This is a genomic window from Actinomadura latina NBRC 106108 (genome assembly GCF_001552195.1).
Classification (GTDB): domain Bacteria; phylum Actinomycetota; class Actinomycetes; order Streptosporangiales; family Streptosporangiaceae; genus Spirillospora; species Spirillospora latina.
In genome coordinates this window covers 296654-317707 of sequence record NZ_BCQS01000007.1, presented here as the reverse complement: position 1 = coordinate 317707, position 21054 = coordinate 296654, and the positions used below count along the sequence as shown (strand labels likewise).

26 protein-coding genes and 1 pseudogene are annotated in these 21054 nt (G+C 70.2%); 16 read left to right on the top strand and 11 right to left on the bottom strand.

All coding sequences use genetic code 11. The features are described from left to right. Window positions 1-18 precede the first annotated feature (18 nt). The 9 genes from AL2_RS13600 (at window position 19) to AL2_RS13560 (ending at window position 4857) form a co-directional block, all read left to right on the top strand. Window positions 19-348 carry a hypothetical protein gene (locus AL2_RS13600; protein ID WP_083946476.1) on the top strand — a complete coding sequence of 110 codons (330 nt, stop codon included), beginning with the start codon at window positions 19-21 and terminating at the stop codon, window positions 346-348. Then, a complete protein-coding gene (locus AL2_RS13595) occupies window positions 348-842 on the top strand; it encodes a WXG100-like domain-containing protein (protein WP_067633691.1) in 495 nt (164 codons plus the stop codon). Before AL2_RS13600 ends, AL2_RS13595 begins: the two co-directional genes overlap by 1 nt. Continuing rightward, entirely contained in the window at window positions 835-1455 is a 621-nt protein-coding gene (locus AL2_RS13590; RefSeq protein WP_067633689.1) for a hypothetical protein, read from the top strand. The genes AL2_RS13595 and AL2_RS13590 overlap by 8 nt, the downstream gene beginning before the upstream one ends. After that, the gene (locus tag AL2_RS13585; protein WP_067633687.1) at window positions 1452-1979 is read left to right on the top strand and encodes a hypothetical protein; all 528 of its coding nucleotides are present in this window, start codon (window positions 1452-1454) and stop codon (window positions 1977-1979) included. The genes AL2_RS13590 and AL2_RS13585 overlap by 4 nt, the downstream gene beginning before the upstream one ends. After that, window positions 1979-2500 (top strand): SUKH-4 family immunity protein, encoded by a 522-nt coding sequence (locus AL2_RS13580; protein ID WP_067633686.1) that lies wholly within the window; start codon window positions 1979-1981, stop codon window positions 2498-2500. The genes AL2_RS13585 and AL2_RS13580 overlap by 1 nt, the downstream gene beginning before the upstream one ends. An 82-nt stretch (window positions 2501-2582) precedes the next feature. Continuing rightward, window positions 2583-3101, top strand: coding sequence for an EndoU domain-containing protein (locus tag AL2_RS13575; protein WP_210748222.1), 519 nt, complete (start codon window positions 2583-2585; stop codon window positions 3099-3101). 18 nt (window positions 3102-3119) lie between these two features. After that, window positions 3120-3560 carry a hypothetical protein gene (locus AL2_RS13570; RefSeq protein WP_067633682.1) on the top strand — a complete coding sequence of 147 codons (441 nt, stop codon included), beginning with the start codon at window positions 3120-3122 and terminating at the stop codon, window positions 3558-3560. Between the two features lie 64 nt (window positions 3561-3624). Next, on the top strand, window positions 3625-4023 hold the full coding sequence (locus AL2_RS13565; RefSeq protein WP_157438134.1) for a hypothetical protein: 399 nt from the start codon (window positions 3625-3627) through the stop codon (window positions 4021-4023). A 351-nt stretch (window positions 4024-4374) separates the two neighbouring features. Continuing rightward, entirely contained in the window at window positions 4375-4857 is a 483-nt protein-coding gene (locus tag AL2_RS13560; RefSeq protein WP_067633678.1) for a DUF4189 domain-containing protein, read from the top strand. Window positions 4858-4862: 5 nt separating this feature from the next. On the opposite strand, the gene AL2_RS13555 is transcribed toward AL2_RS13560, so the two are convergent. Beyond that, window positions 4863-5294 (bottom strand): ATP-binding protein, encoded by a 432-nt coding sequence (locus AL2_RS13555; RefSeq protein WP_083946475.1) that lies wholly within the window; start codon window positions 5292-5294, stop codon window positions 4863-4865. 335 nt (window positions 5295-5629) lie between these two features. Between AL2_RS13555 and AL2_RS13550 the strand changes: the two genes are divergently transcribed. After that, a complete protein-coding gene (locus AL2_RS13550) occupies window positions 5630-6511 on the top strand; it encodes a helix-turn-helix domain-containing protein (protein ID WP_067633676.1) in 882 nt (293 codons plus the stop codon). Continuing rightward, entirely contained in the window at window positions 6508-6699 is a 192-nt protein-coding gene (locus AL2_RS13545) for a DUF397 domain-containing protein (RefSeq protein ID WP_067633675.1), read from the top strand. The genes AL2_RS13550 and AL2_RS13545 overlap by 4 nt, the downstream gene beginning before the upstream one ends. A gap of 102 nt (window positions 6700-6801) precedes the next feature. Here the strand turns inward: AL2_RS13545 and AL2_RS38510 are convergent, their stop codons facing one another. Further along, window positions 6802-7797: an SDR family oxidoreductase gene (locus AL2_RS38510; protein WP_210748224.1), complete on the bottom strand. Its 996-nt coding sequence runs from the start codon at window positions 7795-7797 to the stop codon at window positions 6802-6804. Continuing rightward, window positions 7770-7853: pseudogene (locus AL2_RS40070) on the bottom strand (NAD-dependent epimerase/dehydratase family protein); the annotation flags it as partial. The gene AL2_RS38510 and the pseudogene AL2_RS40070, both read right to left, overlap by 28 nt. A gap of 92 nt (window positions 7854-7945) precedes the next feature. Here AL2_RS40070 and AL2_RS13535 point away from each other — a divergent pair. Together AL2_RS13535 and AL2_RS13530 are read left to right on the top strand one after the other, a co-directional pair. Next, window positions 7946-9022 carry a hypothetical protein gene (locus tag AL2_RS13535; RefSeq protein ID WP_067633673.1) on the top strand — a complete coding sequence of 359 codons (1077 nt, stop codon included), beginning with the start codon at window positions 7946-7948 and terminating at the stop codon, window positions 9020-9022. A 74-nt stretch (window positions 9023-9096) separates the two neighbouring features. Then, the gene (locus AL2_RS13530; protein ID WP_067633671.1) at window positions 9097-9987 is read left to right on the top strand and encodes an endonuclease/exonuclease/phosphatase family protein; all 891 of its coding nucleotides are present in this window, start codon (window positions 9097-9099) and stop codon (window positions 9985-9987) included. A gap of 66 nt (window positions 9988-10053) precedes the next feature. Here the strand turns inward: AL2_RS13530 and AL2_RS13525 are convergent, their stop codons facing one another. The 4 genes from AL2_RS13525 to AL2_RS13510 are packed head-to-tail and all read right to left on the bottom strand — an operon-like array spanning window position 10054 to window position 13462. Beyond that, on the bottom strand, window positions 10054-10977 hold the full coding sequence (locus AL2_RS13525; RefSeq protein ID WP_067633670.1) for an ABC transporter substrate-binding protein: 924 nt from the start codon (window positions 10975-10977) through the stop codon (window positions 10054-10056). Between the two features lie 21 nt (window positions 10978-10998). Next, window positions 10999-11685 (bottom strand): ABC transporter permease, encoded by a 687-nt coding sequence (locus AL2_RS13520; RefSeq protein ID WP_067633794.1) that lies wholly within the window; start codon window positions 11683-11685, stop codon window positions 10999-11001. Next, window positions 11682-12332 (bottom strand): ABC transporter permease, encoded by a 651-nt coding sequence (locus AL2_RS13515; RefSeq protein ID WP_067633668.1) that lies wholly within the window; start codon window positions 12330-12332, stop codon window positions 11682-11684. The genes AL2_RS13520 and AL2_RS13515 overlap by 4 nt, the downstream gene beginning before the upstream one ends. Beyond that, window positions 12332-13462, bottom strand: a complete 1131-nt coding sequence (locus AL2_RS13510; RefSeq protein WP_067633665.1) for an ABC transporter ATP-binding protein — start codon at window positions 13460-13462, stop codon at window positions 12332-12334. Before AL2_RS13510 ends, AL2_RS13515 begins: the two co-directional genes overlap by 1 nt. A gap of 159 nt (window positions 13463-13621) precedes the next feature. Between AL2_RS13510 and AL2_RS13505 the strand changes: the two genes are divergently transcribed. Next, window positions 13622-15085: an aromatic amino acid ammonia-lyase gene (locus AL2_RS13505; protein WP_067633663.1), complete on the top strand. Its 1464-nt coding sequence runs from the start codon at window positions 13622-13624 to the stop codon at window positions 15083-15085. Window positions 15086-15092: 7 nt separating this feature from the next. Here AL2_RS13505 and AL2_RS13500 read toward each other — a convergent pair whose 3' ends face one another. After that, on the bottom strand, window positions 15093-16100 hold the full coding sequence (locus tag AL2_RS13500; RefSeq protein WP_067633662.1) for a LacI family DNA-binding transcriptional regulator: 1008 nt from the start codon (window positions 16098-16100) through the stop codon (window positions 15093-15095). Window positions 16101-16257: 157 nt separating this feature from the next. Between AL2_RS13500 and AL2_RS13495 the strand changes: the two genes are divergently transcribed. Beyond that, window positions 16258-16782 (top strand): cysteine dioxygenase, encoded by a 525-nt coding sequence (locus AL2_RS13495; protein ID WP_067633660.1) that lies wholly within the window; start codon window positions 16258-16260, stop codon window positions 16780-16782. 136 nt (window positions 16783-16918) lie between these two features. Here AL2_RS13495 and AL2_RS13490 read toward each other — a convergent pair whose 3' ends face one another. Next, complete coding sequence (locus tag AL2_RS13490; protein ID WP_157438131.1) at window positions 16919-18064, bottom strand: hypothetical protein; 1146 nt, start codon at window positions 18062-18064, stop codon at window positions 16919-16921. Further along, a complete protein-coding gene (locus tag AL2_RS13485; protein WP_067633656.1) occupies window positions 17988-19130 on the bottom strand; it encodes an acyltransferase family protein in 1143 nt (380 codons plus the stop codon). The genes AL2_RS13490 and AL2_RS13485 overlap by 77 nt, the downstream gene beginning before the upstream one ends. A gap of 168 nt (window positions 19131-19298) precedes the next feature. Here AL2_RS13485 and AL2_RS13480 point away from each other — a divergent pair, with 168 nt between their 5' ends. Then, window positions 19299-20078, top strand: a complete 780-nt coding sequence (locus AL2_RS13480; RefSeq protein WP_067633654.1) for an SGNH/GDSL hydrolase family protein — start codon at window positions 19299-19301, stop codon at window positions 20076-20078. A gap of 3 nt (window positions 20079-20081) precedes the next feature. On the opposite strand, the gene egtD is transcribed toward AL2_RS13480, so the two are convergent. Continuing rightward, a complete protein-coding gene (egtD, locus tag AL2_RS13475; protein WP_067633652.1) occupies window positions 20082-21035 on the bottom strand; it encodes an L-histidine N(alpha)-methyltransferase in 954 nt (317 codons plus the stop codon). Between the last annotated feature and the right edge of the window lie 19 nt (window positions 21036-21054).

The following is a 21054-nucleotide window of genomic DNA, read 5'->3' as shown; positions in this document are numbered from 1 at the left end:
CGACAGGGAGAAGAACTCATGGGCATGCCGGGATACGAGGTCGATCCCGAGGGGATCCGCCGCTCGGGAATCGGCATCGGCACTTCGGCGCAGCAGCTGAAGTCCGACTGGCAGGCATTCCAGGCCGAACTCGCCGGATTCGGCGAGCCCTGGGGCAACGACGACATCGGTTTCCTCATCGGCGGCTGCTACCAGGCGATCTACGAGGTCGCCGCCGAGTGCTACATGGAGAACCTGGAGGCGATGGAGGAGGACGGCACCGCCGTGCAGGCCGTGGCCGCCAACCACTTCGCCGCCGAACAGCACAACGTCGTCGAGATCAACCGGGTCCGGGACGTGCTCGGCTGATGGGCCTGCAACTACCCGGCGAGCTGATCTCGCTGCTGTCGATGCTCGGCTACACCTGGCCCGAGGCCGACGAGGTCAAGCTGATGCAGATGGGCGGCTCCTGGCTGTCCTTCGCCGGCTCCCACTCGGGCCCCCTCGGCGAGGCCGACGCCCAGGCTTCGCGCGTGTGGCAGGCCAACAGGGGCGACGACATCGAGGCGTTCCGCACCGCCTGGACCTCCGAGGACTCCGCCAGCACCAACCTGCAGGACTTCACCACCGCCGCCAACATCATCGGCGCCGGCCTCATGGTGTGCGGCGGCATCGTCCTCGCCCTGAAGATCAACGTGATCGTCCAGCTGACCATCCTTGCCATCGAGATCGCCCAGGCCATCGCCACCGCCGCCCCCACCCTGGGCGCCTCGCTCGCCGAGATCCCCATCTTCAAGGAGATCACCGGAGCCCTCATCGACATGCTCATCGACATGGCCCTCCAGGCCATCCTCAATGGCTAAGGGCGGCGGGCGAAAGGAGCCGGGGGCGGCGCGGAACCACGCCCGGCTCTGGGCGGCACTGCTCGTTCTGATCGTCCAGTTCGTCCTCGCGCGCCGCTCGCACCACATGCCGCGAGGCGCGTCGGAGAACAGCGCCCGCGGCGTCTTCAAGGCCGCGGCCAGTTTCATCCGCTGGGCGGAGCGGCACGGCCCGAAGAAGCCGGTGACGATCGAACTCCGGCATGCGCCCGGAATGCCGAAGGCCGAATTCCGCCGCAAGGCGAACGCGCTCAAGAAACTCGGCGACGAGGGCAAGCTCTTCAAGGCGCACAATCCGGTGCGACCGCGGGACCGGAGCCGCTCGACGGCGCACCAGCAGGATCTGATTCGGCGAATCCACGAGCAGTACGGCCGGCGCAACCCGGAACTGAGCCGCAGCCTGATCAGGCGGATCACGGATGGTAGCATGCAACTCGACCACCGCCACGAACTCCAGCTGGCCGGCCCGGATCTCCGCAACAACCTGCGCTATCTGGATACTTTCACCAATCACCATGTGGGTTCCCGGCAAATTCGGCCGCAGATCCGTGACCTGCCCGATGGAACACCGATACGCATCAGGATCATAGAATGAGGCCGAGCACACTTCAGAAACTGCAGCGCGCGGCCGCCCTCCTCGCCGACCGCGAGGATTCGTACATGTTCGCGGAGCTGCCGCCCGGCGGCCCCGAGGCGAACGCCGCCGACTGGGACGCGCTTCCGGAGGATCTGCGCGACCTGCTCTCCTTCTCGAACGCTCCGCGAGCCGGCAGCATCGCCCTGCTCAAGGACACGCGGATTCCGGCGAACCAGTTCTATCTGGACTCCCCGGACGTGCGGCAGATCATCGGCGGGGAGAAGGAGTCCTGGCTCGTCTTCGGGACCTGTTTCGACTTTCCGCTCCTCCTGCGGCGCGACAGCGGGGCGGTGTGGCATTTCCCCGACCTCGGCAAGGAGCACTTCGAGGACAGCGAATTCCGGCAGCTGACCGCCGGCCTGGACGAATTCGTGGCCGACTGCCTGCTGGGAACGCGCTATCTGGAGATCACCGGTGTCTCGGACTGGTGGTGGGAGTTCGCGGTCGAGACCGGCCTCGCCGAGAACCGGGACGCGTCGTGATGGATTACCGGGACATGGTCGCCCTGTGGGGTGAGGACGGGTTGCTGTACCTGCCCGCCGACCGGGTCGAGCCCGTGAGTTTCGACGTCGCCCGCCTCTCCCCCGAGGCGGCGATACCCGCCGAGGTCGATCCCGTGTTCACCGCCTACGTCGAGGGCGATGTCAACCTGTTCAACGTCCTCGAAATCCAGATCGGCGACCGCGATCCGCTCGCGCTCATCGTCCTCGGCGGCGTCCCCGAACAGCAGATGTACTACTGCCTCGACGGCGACACCGGGGCCGTGGTCCTGCTCACCGTGGAGGAGCATGCCGACCTGGAGACCGTCAACACGTCGATGGCGGCGTTCGTGGAGTTCCTCTACCACCTGCAGATCCTCATCCGGGAGGACCAGGGACGCGCGAGCCGCGCCGCCCCCGCCGCGCAACTGCGCGAGCGCCTCTCCCGCCTCGATCCGCACGCCTTCCGCGACCCCGAGTCGTGGTGGAACGCGGCCTTCATGCAACTCGAAGGCCGCGTCTGACGCGCCGAGACCCCCGTCTTCGAAGAGACCTACGGAGCGATCACCGACATGCTCATCGACATGGCTCTCCTGGCCGTCCTCAATGGCTAAGGGCAGCGGCAAGGCGGCCGGGGGACTTATGGCGGCCGCTTTGAAGTTCCTGAAGCGCGCGAACAAGCGGAACCGCCCGGGGCGGATGACCCCGCATTTCAGAGACCACGTGTTCGGCGGACACGTGAAACCGGGCATGCCCAAGGGGTCCGGTTACCACTACCGTCCGGGTGGCCAGGACTTCCCGGGGCGGCGCCTCAAGCCCGGCACCAAGGTGACGGACCCCAGGACCGGCGCCTACCGCGCCAAACCGGAATTCTTCGATCCGACCATAAACCCGCCGCACGGCGCCTGGAAGCCGAAGAACGGCCCGAATGGCGGGGAAAGCTCCTTCTACCCTGATCACTGGACGCCGGCGCAGGTGGATGCGGCCGTCCCGGGCGCCTTCAACAACGCCTCCCCGGTCCCGGGATTTCCCAACAAGTGGCGCGGCACCTACAATAATGTCGTCATTGAAGGGTTCTATGACGGCAGCGGCGGCTTCACGCACGGCTGGCCGATCGTCCCATAATGTGAAAGGACCGCCACGGTGCACGGGATTTCCTTCGCCCTCGACGACTTCAGGCTCCCCTACTGCAAGGCCGATGATGAGCGGCTCCAGCGGCTGGGGAACTGGATCACGACGGACATTTCGATCTATAAAGGGGTCTGCCTGGACGCATTGGCCACTCTCGCCGACGCCGCGTCCGGAAAGCCGACGGAGCCCTGGGACAGCGAGAATTACACCGTGCAGTTCTCCGCGGCCACCGTGCGCATACAGAACGACTGGGTGGAGTCCGAGCGGGGCGACTTCGCACTCACCGAGGTCCGTGAGGCGACGGAAGACTACTGGCGCTTCCTCGTCTCCATTCCCGACAACCGCGACCTGGTGCGCGAATTCCGTCCCGACCTCCCGGAATGGGAGGCGGCCCTGCTGATGTGGGAGGAGTCGTGGAGCCGCCCCCACCCGTACCGCGGCACGCTCTTCTGATGCGCGTACCGGCCAGATCAGTGATCGCCGCCGGGCTCCTCGAACCGGCGTTGCGCGGATGCGCATGATCTCGTTCGTCAACGGCAGGCACGGCACTCCCGACTACGACTTCACCGAGGAGTCCGAGACGGCACTCGGTGCGTTCCTGGTCGGTGACATTCAGACCGGCGGTGACTGGCTCCTCAGCATGCTGGCCCGGCTGGACGACGTGCGGGCCGGCCGCAGCGCCCGCGAGGACTGGTCGGGTAACTCCTGGATCGCCGAGGTCGAGCCGGACGGGCTGCACCTGCACGACATCTACTCCGGCGACTGGCAGGGGCACTATCCCCTGGCTGACGCGATCGAGGTGATGCTGCGCTACTGGGCCTTCCTCGCCGCCAACTCAAGCGAAGGCTGGCAGCAGCGGCGGCTCGCAGAGTGGGAGGCGCGGCACTCCCGCTCCCACCCATTCCACGCCCTCTGACCGGCTTCGGTCTTCAACGGGACCTGTCGGCCACTGTGCACCCTGTTTTACGTTATGGAATGGCGGCCTTGACTGCTCCGGCTCAGGACAGTGGCGGGCCGGGAAGATCACCTGTCCAGCCCGATGGGGAATCGCTATGATCTTCCGGATATCGATGCATTTCGGGGAGCGGTCACAGTGCAACCTCCACAGCCGCCGTACGGCGGCCGTCCACCCGCCTACGGGCCCCAGGGCGGCCCGCCCGGCCCGCCCGGCCCCCCGGGATGGGGGCCGCCGCCGAACGGACCTCCGGGGTGGCGACCGCCCGGCCCTCCTCAGCGCCCGAACAACAACGGGCCGGTCATCGCCATCGTGGCCGTCGTGGCCTTCCTGGTGGTGATCGGCGGCGGCGTATTCCTGTTCACCGGCGGGGACGATTCCGACGATCCGACGATCAGGCCGCTGGCCGCCACACCCACGATCTCGGACTTCCCGACCTCCCCCACCTACAGCCCGCCGTCCCTGCCCACTTCGGAGCCGTCCACCCCGGAACCCGCGTACTCACCGCCGCCGATGAACTACGGGGCCATCGCGGTGGGACGCAACGGCAGCATCGGCAAAGCCTGGGACTTCGACTCCCCGAGCACCGCCAGACGGCGGGCGTTGAACGAGTGCAAGTCCTCCAGCTGCAAGGTCCTCACGACGTTCGTCAACGGCTGCGGAGCGGTCGCGTACAACTCCAGGACCAACAAGTACTGGGGCGGCCGCGGGGCCACGAAGACCGCGGCCCAGAGGAACGCGATCTCCAACGCGGGCGGCGGCCGCTGGGTCAGCTGGGTCTGCACCACCCGGTAGAGGCATTACGCACGGTGGTCCGTGCGCGGGAAGGTGGCGCGGATGGTGCGGCCCCGCGGCGTGCCGGTCCACGACCAGCTCGCGGCGAGGGCGTCCACGGTGAGCAGGCCGCGCCCGCCCTCCGCCAGCTCGGCCGGGTTCCGCAGCGTGGGCTCGCCCGGCCCACCCTGGTCGGTGACGTAAACGATCACGCCTGCCACGTCCATGTTGACGTCGACCGTGAACCGGCCGCCGTCCTCCCCGGAGCGGGCGTGCTGGATCGCGTTGACGGCCAGCTCGTCCAGGACGAGGAGGACGTCGTCCAGCGCGGGGAAGTCGGCCAGCAGGTGCGCGGCGAATGCCCGGACGAAACGGACCTGTTCCGGTCTGCCCCAGAACTCGCGGCGCCAGTACATCGGAGCCTCGTGCGCGGCGGGGACGGTAACGGCGAGCAGCATTGATCACCTCTCGGGACGATGTGTCATCGGCCGTTCCATCCTCAGTAGCCGTCCGGCCCCAGTACGTGAAAGAAGCAGGCCGACGAACCGCCCGGCGCACCGGCACGCCGCCGCCTCGAACGTTCGGACCGTTTACGTAAACGAGCGGAACGATGCGCTGGACGAGCGTCCACCTCCGGAACACCACCACAGCGAACAGCGATTCTCTTATTCGCGTGTTCGAAATACTGGCTATCGATGACACTCTTAGAGACCGAGTGATAACACAGAGTGGACACGCTGGCTCCCTCGGTCAGTGCCGCCCCCGCCCGCCGGCCCGCCCCAGGAGGTTTCCGGTGACCAGCCCGTTCGTCCGCCGACGCCGCCTCGCCACCGAGCTTCGGACCCTCCGCGAGCAGAACGGCATGACCGCCGATGAACTGGCCGGCCGGATCTACCGCTCCCGTATGACGGTGTCCAAGCTGGAGAACGCCCGCTGCCGCCCGGACGTCCGCGACATCGTGAAGATCATGAAGATCCTCGGTGTCACAGGCGAGAAGTTCGACGAGATCTTCAAGATCGCCTGCGACGCCGCCGACCGCGGCTGGTGGGACTCCTACGGTGACGCCATGGGTCCCCGCCAGCGCATGTACGCCGACTTGGAGTCTGGAGCCGCCTCGATCCACGAGTACAACCAGTTCACCATCCCCGGCGTCCTCCAGACGCCCGACTTCATCAGATTCATCATCGAAATGGCCGAGGCGGAAGGGGAGAACGCCTTTATCGCTGACCGTCTTGTAGAGGCCCGGCTCCGGCGCCGGGCGCACCTACTCGGCACGGACGGGCCTCACTATGAAGTCATCCTCGACGAAGTCGTCGTACGCCGCCCCACTGCACCGCCACGGGTCATGCTCGCCCAACTCCGATCCTTGATCGAAACAGCCACCCGGCACCCTTACGTCACGCTTCTCGTCCTGCCGATCGCAGCGGATTTCACAGGACGTCTGCTGCCCAAATCGGCATTCTTCCTCTTCGGCTTCAAGGACCCTGCCGACCCGCCTTTGGCAGTGGTCGACACCGTTAGCACGGACATCGTGCACACCGCCCGCGACGAGGTGATGAGGTATAACCAACGGTACGAGCATCTTCGGCAGGCCGCTCTCTCAGGCGCCGCCAGCCTCGGCCTGCTGGCGGATGCTGCCGGCGACCTTGAGAAAAGGATCGATTCCTCCCCATGACCACGCAGTACGGCACCTGGCGCAAGTCCCGCACCAGCGAGGCCAACGGTGCCTGCATCGAAGTCGCCCGCTCGATCCACGGAACGATCGGCGTGCGGGACAGCAAACAGAACGGCACAGGGCCCGTACTCGACCTCTCGGCCCGTGAGTGGGCCGAGTTCATCAAGACCATCCGGTCGGCCACCTGAAGACGACCCGGATGGGAACGGCGTTCGGATGATCTCCGGTCAACGCCCCGGAGACCGCCGGGCGACCGATGCCGGCGGGCCGCGGTATCGCCTTCGGCCATCTCAGCGTGGCCGGGCGGCGGCGAAACGGTCGGTGATGAGGTGGTCGGCCCAGTGGCGTAGTGCGTCTTCGACCGGTGGGTGGCGCAGGCCCGCCGCGGCGGCCAGGGCATCGGCCGAGGACGTGTCGTAGCGGTCCTCGGAGAGGAAGGTCAGCGTCTCGGGTTCGACGCCGGTGAGCGCGCGCGGCAGGCGCCGCACCAGGCCGGTCGGCAGGAGAATGCGGGGCGGGCGCCGGCCGAGGTGGCGGGCGAGTAGGGCGATCAGGTCGGGCAGGTCCGGAGTGGCGTCATCCAGGACCCAGTGCGCGCAATACGGCTCCCGGTCGTGGCCGGGTACGGCGGCCATGAACCGGGCGAGGTGATCGACGGTCACGAGGGGGACGAACGTGCGGCGCGTGCCGGCCAGCGCCGGGAGGCGTCCGGCCCAGAGCTTCTCCACCATCTCGGCCAGCCCGATGTACTGCCCGGACTCACCGGTGGCCGAGTGGCCGATCACCGTGGCGGGATGGACGGCGGTGACGGGGATCCCCTCCTTCGCGGCGGCGGCCCGTACCGCCGCGTCCCCCTCGCGTTTGGACGCCTCGTACGCGCCGTACCGCCGGTAGAGGGCGGCCGGCTCGTCCTCCGGAAGGGGGCGGCTCTCCGCGACGCGATAGCCGGAGACGTGGACGACGCGGCGCAGGCGGGGACGCGATGCAGCCCAGCGCACGACGTTCACGGCGCCGTCGACGTTCGTCCGGCGGGCCTCGTCCCGGGCGAGGCCGAAACGGAATAGCGCGGCGGCGTTGTAGACGTCCCGCACCGGCTCCAGCCGCTCGTGATCGGCCGCGGCCATGGCGAGGCCCGGCCGGGTGATGTCGGCGTCGACGATGGTGAGACCGCGGTCGGCGACGCCGTGCTCGCGCAGCCATGTCCGCAGCTCGCCGCGCGGGCGGCCGGCCGCCGGACGGTCACTGCGACCGGCCGCCCCCGGCCGAGCAGCTCCGCCACCAGCCATCGTCCGATGAAGCCCGTCGCGCCCGTCACCAGAACGTCGGGGTCGTGGAAGTCCATACAGAGAAACTAGACCGGTCTACCTAGTTTGTCGAGCCGGGTCAAGGCGGGGTGAAGCGGCCGTCTCGGACGGATCAGCGCCCGGAAGCCTGATGATCAAGGACGGAGTGTCGCCGGGGCGGCGCCCGGCGTCCGCCGCGAGGGTGGTCCGGCCGGCACCGGTGCGCACGTTCACCGGGCTCGAACCCGGGGGGAGCATGCGCGTCTCCAGCGCGGCGGCCGTCCTCGCCGCCGTCCTGCTCATCGCCCAGCCCGCGGCCCGCTCCGCCGCGAGGGAGGCGGGGGCGCCGCTGGGCAAGTCGAACTTCGCCGTCGCCGTCGGCGCGCTCGAAGGGGCGTCGAGGGCGAACTGGGTCCGGCTCGGCCGGTACGCCTTCGCCGCGGACGGCGGCGTCTCCGCGGAGTACTGGTCCTGGCGGCAGCAGGTGCGCGTCCGGCGCTCCTCCACCGGGAACCGCGCCCAGGGCTGCGCGGGACGGGACTGCACGGTGCTCACCGCGTCCGGCTGGCAGTCGGCCGACGCGGCGAGGACGCTGACGGGCGGGTACGACGTCCACGGGGACGAACTGCACATCGCCTGGGACGACGGCCACTGGGAGAAGTGGAGGCTCACGTCCCTGGCGGGAGGCGAGATCGCCGACCTCGAACTCGCCGCCAACGACCTCGGGGCGACACACGGTTTCGGCGACGGCAGCAACGCGTCATGGGACGCGCGCGTACCGGCGGCCACCATCGCCGCCGCGGACCACACCTCGTTCGTCCACCGCTACGACCTGTGGAAGACCGACCCCGACTCGGGCGCGGGGTACATCGACCACGGCGACGGCTCGCCATTCTGGGTCACCCGCTGGAAGCCGTGCCGGGACGGCCGATGCCTGGGCGCGCGGACGCACCGCGAACGCGACCCGGCGCACACCGTGTACTACGTCGCGCCGGCCGACACCGCGTCCGGCCACCGGCGCGACACCCTGTGGCACTGGCGCACCGCGCTCGCCGACGCGCGCCACGAAACCTGCTACACGGGGAACTCGCACGTCAAACCCATGATCCAGATCGTGGACGACGACGGCGGGTTCCACGGCTGGGTGGGGGTCGAGGCGTCCCTGAACCAGACCACGTCCGAGGGACGCGACGCCGACGACATCGGCGTCTTCCGCATCCTCGGCTGACGCAATGCCACGAATAGGGCAAATGGACAGAAAAGGAGGCTAGACCTACTCTCAGAGCGGCGGGAGGGGGAAAAGTGCCGGGACGCGTCCTACGTCGTCGCTGGTTCTGGCCGGCGGTCGCGGCCGCGGTGGCGTTGCTCATCTCCGGGTTCGTGCTGGCCGAGCCGAAGGCGGACGCCGACGGGACCGTCCGCGTCATGACGTACAACCTGCGCGGCGTGAACGACCCGCCGCCCAGGGACTGGAAGACCCGGCTGCCGCTGGTCGAGCACCTGCTGGACGAGCACGACCCCGACCTGCTGGGCGTCCAGGAGGCGCGCTGGTACCAGGTGCGCGACCTGGCACGGGCGCTGCCCGACTACGGCTGGGTCGGCCTGGGGACGCAGGGCGGCACCCGCGACCAGTTCCTGTCGATCTTCTACCGGAAGCAGCGGTTCGAGGTCCTCGACTTCGACCACTTCTGGCTCTCCGACACACCGTCCCTCATCGGGTCGGCCACCTGGGGCAACGGATACGTCCGGATGGTGACGTGGGCCAAGTTCCGCGACCGCCGCACCGGCACGGTGATGTACCAGGCCAACACCCATCTGGACAACATGTCGGCGGACTCCCGGGTGAAGAGCGCCCGGCTGATCCTCGACCGCGTCCGCAGGTTCCAGGCGGGCGTCCCCGTAGTGCTCACCGGTGACTTCAACTCCGCCGCCGGGACGTCGCCGGTGTACTCGATCCTCACCGGCTCCGACGCGTTCCAGGACACCTGGACGGCCGCCGCCCGGCGCGGCCCGCAGTACCGCACCGAGAACCACTGGCTCCCGCCGGAGAAGGACGGCAGGCGGATCGACTGGATCCTCGCGCGCGGCGCCGTCCGCACGTCCTGGACGGAGATCGACCCGTACCGCAAGGGCGACACCTACCCCTCCGACCACGACCCCGTCATCGCCCACCTGACGATGGGCGGGCGCTGACCCGCGTCCGGTCATGCGGAAGCCCGCCGTGCCAGGGGAGGGACGGCGGGCTTCCGGGAGCGTCTGTCAGGCGAGGCCGGACTTCTTCAGCCAGTCTTCGGCGACCTTCTCCTGGTCGTCCTTGTCGATGGCGATGCGCTTCATCATGTCCAGGAGGTCCTGGGTGGTGAGCTTGGCGGAGACGGCGTTCAGGGCCGCCTTCGCCTGGTCGTTCACGGCGGTCTTGTTGACCAGCGGCGTGACGTTCTGGGCGCTGAAGACGTTCTGCGGGTCTTCGAGGACGACCAGCTTGTTCTGCTGGATGGTCGGGTCGGTGGTGAACAGGTCGGCGGCCTGGATCTTGTTCTCGGTGAGGAGCTTCACCAGGGTGGCCTGCGCGCCGGCGTCGAACGGCTGGAACTTCTTGAATTCGAGGCCGTAGACCTTCTTGAGCCCGACGAGGCCCTGCTGGCGGGTCTTGAACTCCGACGGCCCGGCGATGGTGAGGTCCTTGGCGACCGGCTTCAGGTCGGCGATCGACTTCAGGTTGTACTTGGCGGCGGTCTGCGGGTTGACGGTGACGGAGTCCTTGTCCTCGGCCTCGGCCGAATTCAGGATCTCGACCGACGAGGGCAGCTTCGCCTTCAGCGCGGCGTTGATCTCCTCGGTGGTCGCGGCCGTGCTGTTCTTGTCGACCGAGGTGGTGAGCAGGGCGCCGTTGTACTCGGGCATCACGGAGATGCCGCCCTTGACGACCTGATCGTAGTAGATCTCGCGGGCGCCGATGTCGAACTTGCGGGTGACCTTGACGTCCTTGGCCTCAAGGGCCTGGGCGTAGATCTCGGCGAGCAGGTTGCTCTCGGGGAAGTTGGCGCCGCCGACGGTGACGGTGCCGCTCTTGCCGCCGCCGGCGAGCGGGTTGTCGCCGTCGCCGGAGTCTCCGCCGCCGCAGGCGGACAGCGTCAGGGCGGCCACGAGGCCGATCGCCGCACCACGGATGAGTTTCTTCATTGTCCTTAGTCCTTCGGTCGGTCAGGAGGAACGGGCGGAGCCGAGCAGGCCCGGCGAGATCACGAAGCGGCGCAGCGCCGCGAAGACGAACTGGACGATCAGGGCGAGCATGACGACGAGCACGGTCCCCCCGATGACGAGCTGGTAGTCGTTGCGGGCCAGCCCGTCGATGATGTAGCGGCCGAGGCCGCCGAAGCCCGGGTAGGCGGCGATGGTGGCGGTGGCGACGACCTGGATCGCGGACGTGCGGAGCCCGAGCAGGATCAGCGGCATCGCCATCGGCAGCTCCGCGTGCCACAGCACGCCCCAGCCGGTCATGCCCATGCCGCGGGCGGCGTCCTTGGCGTCGGCATCGACCCCGCGGATGCCCTCGTAGGTGTTCACCAGGATCGGCGGGACGGCCAGCGCCACCAGGGCGACCAGCACCGGCGTGATGCTGTACTCGATCACGACGATGAACAGGATGAGCCCGAAGGTGGGGATCGCGCGGGCGAAGTTCGCGAGCGTGATGGCCAGGAAGCCGCCGCGTCCGGTGTGGCCGATGAGGAGGCCGAGCGCCAGGCCGATCACCGCGGCGGCCAGCAGCGACACGCCGCTGTAGTAGACGTGCTGGAGCAGCCGGTGCGGAATGCCGTCGGCGCCGTGCCACTGGGGCGAGGCGGTCAGCCACCTCCAGAACAGGTCGAACTGGTTCCACACGCCGTTCATGAGGACGCTCCCCGGGCTCGGGCCCACGGGGTGAGCAGGCGCTGGACCAGGACCAGGATCGCGTCCGTGACCAGGGCCAGCAGGATGATCAGGACGGTCGCGGCGATGATCTGCGTCTGGAATTGGAGCTGGTAGCCGCGGATGATGTCGGCGCCGAGCCCGCCCTGCCCGATCAGCTGCCCGACGGCGACGAGGCTGATGGACGAGACGGCGGCGACCCGCGTCCCGGCGATGACGATGGGCACCGCGATCGGCAGCTCGACCTGCAGGAGCCGGCGCAGCGGCCCGAAGCCCATCGCGGTGGCGGCCTGCCGGACGGGTTCGGACACCGACGCCAGCCCGTCCACCACGTTCGGGACGAGCACCGACAGGCTGTAGAGGGTCAGCGGGATCATCACCGTCGCCGGGTTGAGCCCGGTGTAGTCGATGAACAGCATGAACAGCGCGAGCGACGGGATCGCGTACAGCACGTTCGCGAGCGTCAGCGCCGGCGGGTAGAGCCAGCCCCAGCGGCGGCACAGCACGCCGAGCGGCAGCGAGATGAGCAGCCCGAACAGCACCGGCAGCAGCGCGAGCCGCAGGTGCAGGACGGCGTGCTCGCCGAGCGAGTCGGTGTGCTCGCCGATCCAGCCCCAGTCGATGTCCATCAACCGCCCTCCTTGGAGAGGGCGGGCGCCTCCGGTTCGACGTCCCGGCCGGAGCGGGCGATGGCGGCGCTCAGGTCCTGCTGGTCGGCGACGCCCACGAGCCGCCCGTCGGCGTCGACGCTCACGGCGCGGCCGGACGGGGACAGGATCGCGGCGTCGAGCGCCGCCCGGACGGAGTCGGTCCCGACGTCGAAGGTGTGCCCGATCGGCGCGAGCCGCGCGTCGCCGAGCACGCCGGAGGACGGCAGGACGCCGCCCGAGGCCCAGCCCAGCGGACGCCGGTCGCCGTCGACGACCAGGACCCACCCGCCCGAAGGCGCCTCCGACACCGGCGTGTCGGACGGCAGCACGTCCCGCTGGTTCAGCGGCACGGCGGAGGACGGGACGAACGACAGGCGCCGGATGCCGCGATCGTGCCCGATGAACCCTGCGACGAAGTCGTTCGCCGGGCGGGCCAGCAGGTCCTCGGGGCTGTCGATCTGGACGAGCTTGCCGCCGGTCTCGAACACCGCGATCCGGTCGCCGAGCTTGATGGCCTCGTCGATGTCGTGGGTGACGAACACGATCGTCTTGTGCAGCTCGTCCTGCAGGCGGAGGAACTCGTCCTGCAGCTCGGCGCGGACGACCGGGTCGACGGCGCTGAACGGCTCGTCCATCAGCATGATCGGCGGGTCGGCGGCGAGCGCCCGCGCGACGCCGACGCGCTGCTGCTGCCCGCCGGACAGCTGGAACGGGTAGCGCCTGGCCATCGACGGTTCGAGCCCGACCCGCTCCATCAGCTCCAGCGCCCGCTCGCGCGCCTTCTTCTTGTTCCAGCCGACCAGGTACGGGACGGTGGCGATGTTGTCCTGGACGGTGCGGTGCGGGAACAGCCCGGCGTGCTGGATGACGTAGCCGATGCCGCGCCGCAGCTCGGCCGGCCTGCGCTGGCGGACGTCCTGGCCGTCGATCAGGACCCTGCCGGACGTCGGGTCGACCATCCGGTTGATGGTGCGCAGCGCCGTGGTCTTCCCCCCGCCGGACGTGCCGACGAACACGGTGATGCGGCCCGTGGGGCAGTCGAGGCTGACATCGTCCAGGGCGACGGTGCCGCCCGGGTAGCGCTTGGTGACGCCCTCAAAGGTGATCAACGATTCACGTCCTCGTTGGGCGCCCGCGACGCCGATGATCGATTTCGGCCTTCTACCCAACCGTAACCAATGGGTACGGTCACCTCGGTGTCCCAGCTTGTCCGGAACGGCGGTTCCTGAGCATAACTACCGGTAAACCGGGGAAAGTAGCGCTGCGGGGTGGAGAACAGCCGAATCGTTATCGACGGAACCGCGCTCACCTGCGCGCAGGTCGTCCGCGCGGCCCGTGAAGATGTGACAGTCGCCATAGGCCCGGACGGTGCCGAGCGTGCCCGCGCCGCGTGGCGGGTCGCCCGCGAGGTCGCCGGGTCGCAGCCGGTGTACGGGCGGACGACCGGGGTCGGCGCGAACCGCGTGGTCGACGTCGAATGGGAGGACGCCGACGCGCACGGCCTCCGCCTCCTGCGCAGCCACGCCGCCGGGGCCGGGCCGCTGGTCGCGCCGGAGATCGTCCGGGCGATGCTGACGGTCCGGCTGAACCAGATCGCGGCGGGCGGGTCGGGCGTGGAGCCGGCTGCGCTGCAGGCCCTCGCGGACGTCCTCAACCTCGGGCTCCTTCCTCCTGTGCCGGTGTACGGGGCGATCGGCACGGGCGACCTGACGGCGCTGGCGTCGACCGCGCTGTGCCTGCTCGGCGAGCGGCCGTGGCTGGCCGACCCGGACGGGACGGCGCCGCGCGGCCCCGGCTACCGGCTGCAGTCCGCCGACGCGCTCGCGTTCATCAGCTCCAACGCCGCGACGCTCGGGGAGGCGGCGCTCGCGGTCGCCGACCTGCGGGAGACGCTCCGGGCGTCCACGGTCGTCGCGGCGCTGTCGCACTTCGCCGTCCGGGGCTCGGGCGAGCCGTACGCGCAGCCGGTGCAGGACGCGTGCCCGCACCCCGGCCAGCAGGACGCGGCGGCGGCGATGCGGGCGCTGCTCGCCTTCGACCTGCCCGCGCCCATGCGCATCCAGGACCCGTACGGCTACCGGGCGTTCCCGCAGGTCCACGGGCCGGCGCTGGAGGCGGCCGGCTACGCCGAGGCGGTCGTCACCCGGGAGATCAACGCCGCCGCCGAGAACCCGCTGGTCGACGCCCCCGGCCGGACCGTCTGGCACAACGGCAACTTCCACACCGCCTACGTCGGACTCGCCCTCGACTCGGCCCGCGCCGCGCTGTTCCAGACGATGGCGCTCGCCGCCGCCCGCCTCGGGACGCTCGCCGAGCCGTCGTTCACGGGCCTCTACCCCTTCCAGGGCGCCACGGAGGCGTCGTCCGGGATCATGATCCTGGAGTACGTGGCGCACTCGTGCCTCGCGGACGTCCGGCGCCTCGCGACCCCGGCGGCGCTCGGCAGCGCGGTGCTGTCGCGCGGCGTCGAGGAGCACGCGGGGTTCTCGACGCAGTCGGCGCGCGCGACGACCGACGCCGTCGCCGCCTACCGGCTCGGGCTCGGCTGCGAGCTGGTCGCCGCCGTCCGGGCGCTGCGGATGCAGGGGCGCACGCCGTCCGGCGGGCCGCTCCGGGCGGCGACCGATCTGGCCGGCGCCGCCCTCGACCCGGGCATCGAGGACCGCCCGCTCGACACCGACATCGCGGCGGCGGCGGACCTCCTCCCCCGGCTGGCCCGGCTCCATCCGTGAACGCCCCTTACTCCGGCGCGCCGCCGGTCGACGCGCGGACCCGCAGCGACGGCTCGCGCACCACCCGGCGCTTGCGCGGCTTGCCGTCGATGACGTCCACGACGAGCCGGACGGCGGAGTGGACGATGCCGTCGATGTCCCAGTCGACGGTGGTGAGCGGCGGGGTGAGCAGGGCCGACATCGGATGGTTGTCATATCCGCAGACCGCCACCTCGCCGGGCACGTCCAGCCCGAGCTCGCGCGTGGCGGCGTAGACCCCGTAGGCGATGGAGTCGGCGAAGCAGAAGACGGCCGACGGCCGGTCGGGCCCGCCGAGCACCCGCTTCGCGACGCCGGTGGCCTCGGCGAGCGACTGCGGCACCACGACCACGTCCACCCGCAGGCCCAGCCGCTCGGCCTCGGCGTTGACGTGCACATCGGCGGGACGGTCGGGAGTGCTCGCGTGCGTCGGCGTGAACACGGTGACGCGCCGGTGCCCGAGATCGCGCAGATGCTCCAGCGCGAGCGTGACGCCGCGCCGGTTGTCGAACACGACCTCGCCCTGCGCCTGGCCCCCGTGCAGCGCGTCGCCGATGGACACGACCGGGATCGTCCCCGCCAGCTCCGACCACAGCGCGGCGGACGGGTCGAGCGGCTGGACGATGAGGCCGTCCACCCGCTGGTCGCGGAGCCGGCGGGCGAGCGCCAGCTCCCGCTCGGGATCGCCGCCCGCGTCCACGATCAGGGCGTAGCGGTCGCGGGCGAGCAGCGCCCGGCCGATGCCGACCGCGAGGGACTGCTGCCAGTAGTCCTCCAGGGAGCCGCACAGCAGCCCGACCTGGCCGGTGCGGCCGCTGGCCAGGGCGCGCGCGATCGGGTGCGCCTCGTAGCCGAGCTCATCGGCCGCGGCGCGGACCCGCTCCTGCGTCTCCTCCGACGTCTGGATGCCGCGCAGCGCGTACGACACCGCCGCAGGCGACAAACCGGTCGCCTGCGCCACTTCCCGGATGGTCGCGCGCTTGCGCTTCTCCGACATCCCTCCAACCCTAGAGGCCGCCACCGACAGAACAGCGGACCCGCGCTTGACGGTATGACTACTGAAGCGGTTCACTGAATCGGTTAACTGATGCGGTTCAGTAGCCGCGTCCTGCGGTTTCACCGCACCCGACGACACAACGGAAAGGAGCGAACCCGTGTCCTCCGAGGTCCTGCCCCGCGCCGCCGGCTTCGAGCACCTCCCCGGCCGCCCCCTCGCCCAGCGCGAACTGCGGGAGCTGGTCGACGACCTGGCGGAACGGCCCGGCCTGTGGCGCCAGCACGTCGCGTTCCCCGAGGGCCGCCGCCACTACGCGTCCCTCCACCGGGACGAGCACGTCGACGTCTGGCTCCTGTGCTGGACGCCGGAGAACGACACCGGGTGGCACGACCACGACGTCTCCTCGGGGGCCGTCCGCGTCGTCGCCGGCGCCATCGAGGAGAACAACCCGCGCATCGGCGGCGACCCGCTGCGCACCGTCGTCGAGGAGGGCGGGTCGTTCTGCTTCGGCCCCGACCACATCCACCGGCTCACCGGCGTGGAGGACGCGAGCGTCTCGATCCACGCCTACTCGCCGCCGCTCGAGCGCCTCGGCCAGTACTCCGTCGACGAGTCGGGAGTGATGCGCCGCCTGCCGGTCAGCTACACCGACGAGCTGCGGCCGCCCGAAGAGCCGGCCTGACGGGAACGTTCCGGCGGAGAGCCTCCGGCGCGCCCGACCGGGGGACGCGGGCGCGCCGGAGGAACGCGTCCGGCTGGAGCCCGCTCACTCCCACCGAACCCTCTCACCAGGTACAGCGCCCCCTGCGCCGGAAGTGTCACCCACCCGCCGCCCAGCGGTCGCTCAACGCGCATACGGCGACGACCACGGCGAAGAAGGCGGCCGCGCCGCGGAGGAGACCCGCCTCGTAGTACCTGTCGGTGACCAGGCGAACGGCCGCGCAGCCGACGACGCCGCCGAAGGCCAGCGCCGTCGTCCCCTGCGCGGCCCAGAGCGCGATGCGCGCGGTTCCGGCGCCCGCCAGGGTCTCCCGCAGGGCGCGCACTCCGGCGACCAGGCAGATGGACAGGCCGGCGGCCACGGCGAGAATCGGCGTGCCGAAGTTGACGCCGTAGCGGACGGCCAGGGCCGGGACGAAGAAGAGCAGCAGCGCCCATCGCAAGGCGCCGGTAACGGACGACAGCGCGATACCGGCTTCACCGTCCGGCAGTCGGGACGAGGCCGCACGCGCGCCCACGAGAACACAGAGCGCCACGGCCGCGCCCGGCAGGCGTCCGCCCAGATGGCCCAGGTTGTAGAGCAGGGCGGTGTCGTACACGGCCAGCACCAGGTGCCCAAGGGCCCAGGTGGATGCGGCGAAGAGGAGCATCTGCGCGAACGAAACACGCTCAGCGTGGTCCTCCTCTTGCTTGGCCAGCCACTGGAGGAGGAGCGGTGTGAGCACGGCTGAGCAGGCCCGGATCACGATGTCGTCCACCGTGTAGGGGTTGCGCAGGTCCCACTCGACCACGCAGAAGACGAACGTGTAGGAGAGCGACGCCGCCCACACCAGCCATGAACTCGCCAGCCGCCGGTACAGGCCGGCATCCAGCCAGCGCAGAAAGGTTACGTAGGCGAGCAGGCCGAACGGCAGCTCAAGGAACGCCTGCACCCGCAGGAGGGATGGTGCGAGCAGTTCGGGCCTGGGGAAATGCTCTGCCAGGCCGCGCATCGCCGAACCGTCCGCAAGCGCGAAATAGCCCTCCGGCAGGTACTTCGCGATGAACGACGTGTCCCCGCCGTGGACGCGCAGCACGTACACGGTGAAGAGCACCTGGTTCAGGTAGACGAGCGCGACCACCAGGGCGAGGAACACTTCTGGACGTGCCCAGCGGCGTGCCCCCGGTTCAGGTGTGCGCCGCGTCGACCGGGACGCGGCCACGAGGCTCAGCAGCGTCGAGACCAGGACCGCCCCATTCACCATGATCGACGAACTTAGACGGTTCCGCCGGACGACGCGGAGGTTCCAGCGAAGCGCGCAGGCGAACCCGCATCCAAGCCGCACCCGGACGTTCAACCAGCCGATGGACCCCATACGCGGTCAGCAGGGACACGGCCAACACCGCGCCCAGGGCAGCCCACTTGTCCAGGCTCGGATAGAGCGCGTCCAAGAGGGGCAGCGCCAGTTGTGAGTGGACGAGATACAGCGGATACGTGAGCGCTCCCAGGACGGTCAGCCGAGACCACCGCAGACGCCGCAACCGACCGGTCGCCACCAGGATCATCAGCGCGAAGATCCCGGTGATGACGGCACTGACCGCGATCTCGTTCGCACCCCGGAAGACATGCTCCGCGCGCCATGCACCCCAGTGCAGCGCGAGCAAGTAGCACACGGCCACGTAGCCCCATAGCAGCAGCGTGGGCCCGAACGTATGAATCATGTAGAGCGCCATGCCGGCGATGAAGTAGCAACTCCAGGTCGGGATCAGCATGACCTGGAGGAGGTCGCTGCCCGCCTCGTCGGCGAAGACGCCGCCGAGCATCCAGGCCGCCATGAAGATCAGGCACGAGCGGTAGGTGATGCCGATGCTCGCGAGGACGGCGACGAGCACGTAGAAGTGGAACTCGACCCAGAGCGTCCAGTAGACGGCGTCCACGTTCTTCAGGCCGAGGCCGCTCTGCAACATCGTGAGGTTCGGCAGGACAAGGCCGGGAACACCGTGCCCCTGCCGGAACACCACGTACACGACCGCGCCCAGCAGCACGCTCACCCAGTACGCCGGCATGAGCCTGACCAGCCGTGACACGCCGAACTGGCCCGGCCCTCGTCCCCACGCGCTCATCAGGATCACGAACCCGCTGATCACGAAGAACAGGTCGACGCCCAGATACCCGAACCGCGTAACGGCCGCGATCCCAGGGAACACGTCCCGCGCGGGCACCGGCCACGGCCCCGCGCCCCGAAACCCCGTGAAGTGGTACAGCACCACTGCCAGCGCCGCCGCGAAGCGCAGCAGGTCCAGTTCCCTCAACCGCTCCCGTCCAGCCACCGCGGAACCCTCCCGCCCCGCGGTGGCCCGCGGAGATCCGCAAGGTGAGCCCGCGGTGAACGGACGATGTGAACGCGGATGCGACCGACCCGGCGAGCTGGGCCCTTCCGGGCCCGGTAGTTGACTAATATGCGGGGTGCATCCCCCGGAACATTTGGATGGTCCTTCATGACACTTCGCCGCGCCCGACGCGGCGCGGCGACTCTGGTCCTGTGCCTGAGCCTGGTGGCGGTTCTGACGGCCACCGGCTGCTCCGTGCTCGCGGGCTCGGTGCACAAGCCGGCCGCGGCGGACGGCCCCGGGAAGGGAGCCGTCGAGGACGGCGGGTCCCGCAAGGCCCCGTCCGTGGTGATGTTCCTCGGCGACAGCTACACGGTCGGCGACCGGGGCGTCCAGCCCGAGACGACGTACGCGTCCGCGACGGCGCGGCTGCTCGGCTGGCAGGTCGTCGTGGGCGGGCGCGCGGGCACCGGGTTCGTCGCGCAGGGACGCGGGCGAGAGGCGTTCCTCAGCCTGTTCGAGAGCCAGCTCGGCTGGCGGCCCGCGCCCGACATGCTGATCGTGTCCGGCGGCCACAACGACTGGCGGTATCCCGCGCCGCAGGTCGCGGCGGCGGCGCACCTGCTGCTCGAACGCGTCCGGCAGCGCTGGCCCGGCACCCGCATCGTGCTGCTCGGGCCGCTGTGGGGGACGGGCGCGCCGGTGCCGGGGGCCATCGCCGTCCGGGACGCGCTCAAGGGGCTCGCCGGGCAGCTCGGCGTGCCGTTCGTCGACCCGATCGGCGAGAAGTGGGTCACCGGCGACCGGCTGACGGGCACGGGCAACGCGGTGCGGCTCATCAAGCAGGACCGCACCCATCCGAACCCGGCGGGCCACCGGTACGTGGCGACCCGCCTGGCCGCGGACGTCACCCGGCTGGGCCTCGCCCACCCGGTCCGGAAGGGCTGAGCGTCAGGCGGCGGGCCCGGCGAGGGTGAGGGAGAAGTCGCCGTCCCGGTCGGTCCAGAACTCGGCGATCTCCAGGCCGGCGGCGCCCAGCTCGGCCGCCAGCCGGTCCCGGCGGAACTTGGCGGAGATCTCGGTGCGCATCTCCTCCCCCGCCGCGAACGCTATGTCCAGGTCGAGGCCGCCGATGCGGACGTCCTGGTCGCGGACCGACCGCAGCCGCATCTCGATCCACTCCTCCGCCCCGTTCCAGACGGCGACGTGCTCGAACGCGTCCGGATCGAACCCGGCGTCCAGCTCGCGGTTGATCACGTACAGGACGTTGCGGTTGAACTCGGCGGTGATCCCGGCCGCGTCGTCGTAGGCGCGGACGAGGCGCCCGGGGTCCTTGACGAGGTCGGCGCCGAGCAGGAGGAAGTCGCCGTCGTCCATGGTGGCGCGGACGCCGCCGAGGAACCCGATCCGCTCGGCGGGCGGCATGTTGCCGATCGTCCCGCCGAGGAAGGCGATGAGGCGCCGCTCGCCGCCGGGCAGGAGGGGCAGGTGCTGCTCGTAGTCGGCGACGACGGCCCGGACGGCCAGGCCCGGATGGTCGGCGGCGATCCCGGCGGCGGACCCGTCGAGGAACTCGCCGCTCACGTCCACCGGCACGTAGGAGCGGAGCGTGCCGGAGAGGGCGTCGAGCAGCAGGCGGGTCTTCTCCCCCGAGCCGGCGCCGAGTTCGAGGAGCGTCTTCGCGCCGGTGGCGGCGGCGATGCCGGGCGCGTGCGCGACGAGGATCTCCCGTTCGCGCCGGGTCGGGTAGTACTCCTCCAGCTTGGTGATCTGCTCGAAGAGGGCGCTGCCGCGCTCGTCGTAGAACCACTTGGGCGGCAGGGTCTTGGGCGCGCCGGTGAGCCCCTCCCGGACGTCCCGGCGGAGCGACTTGGCGAGGTCGTCGGCGGTCAGGAACCGATCCACGTGTGGTTCTCCTTCAGCG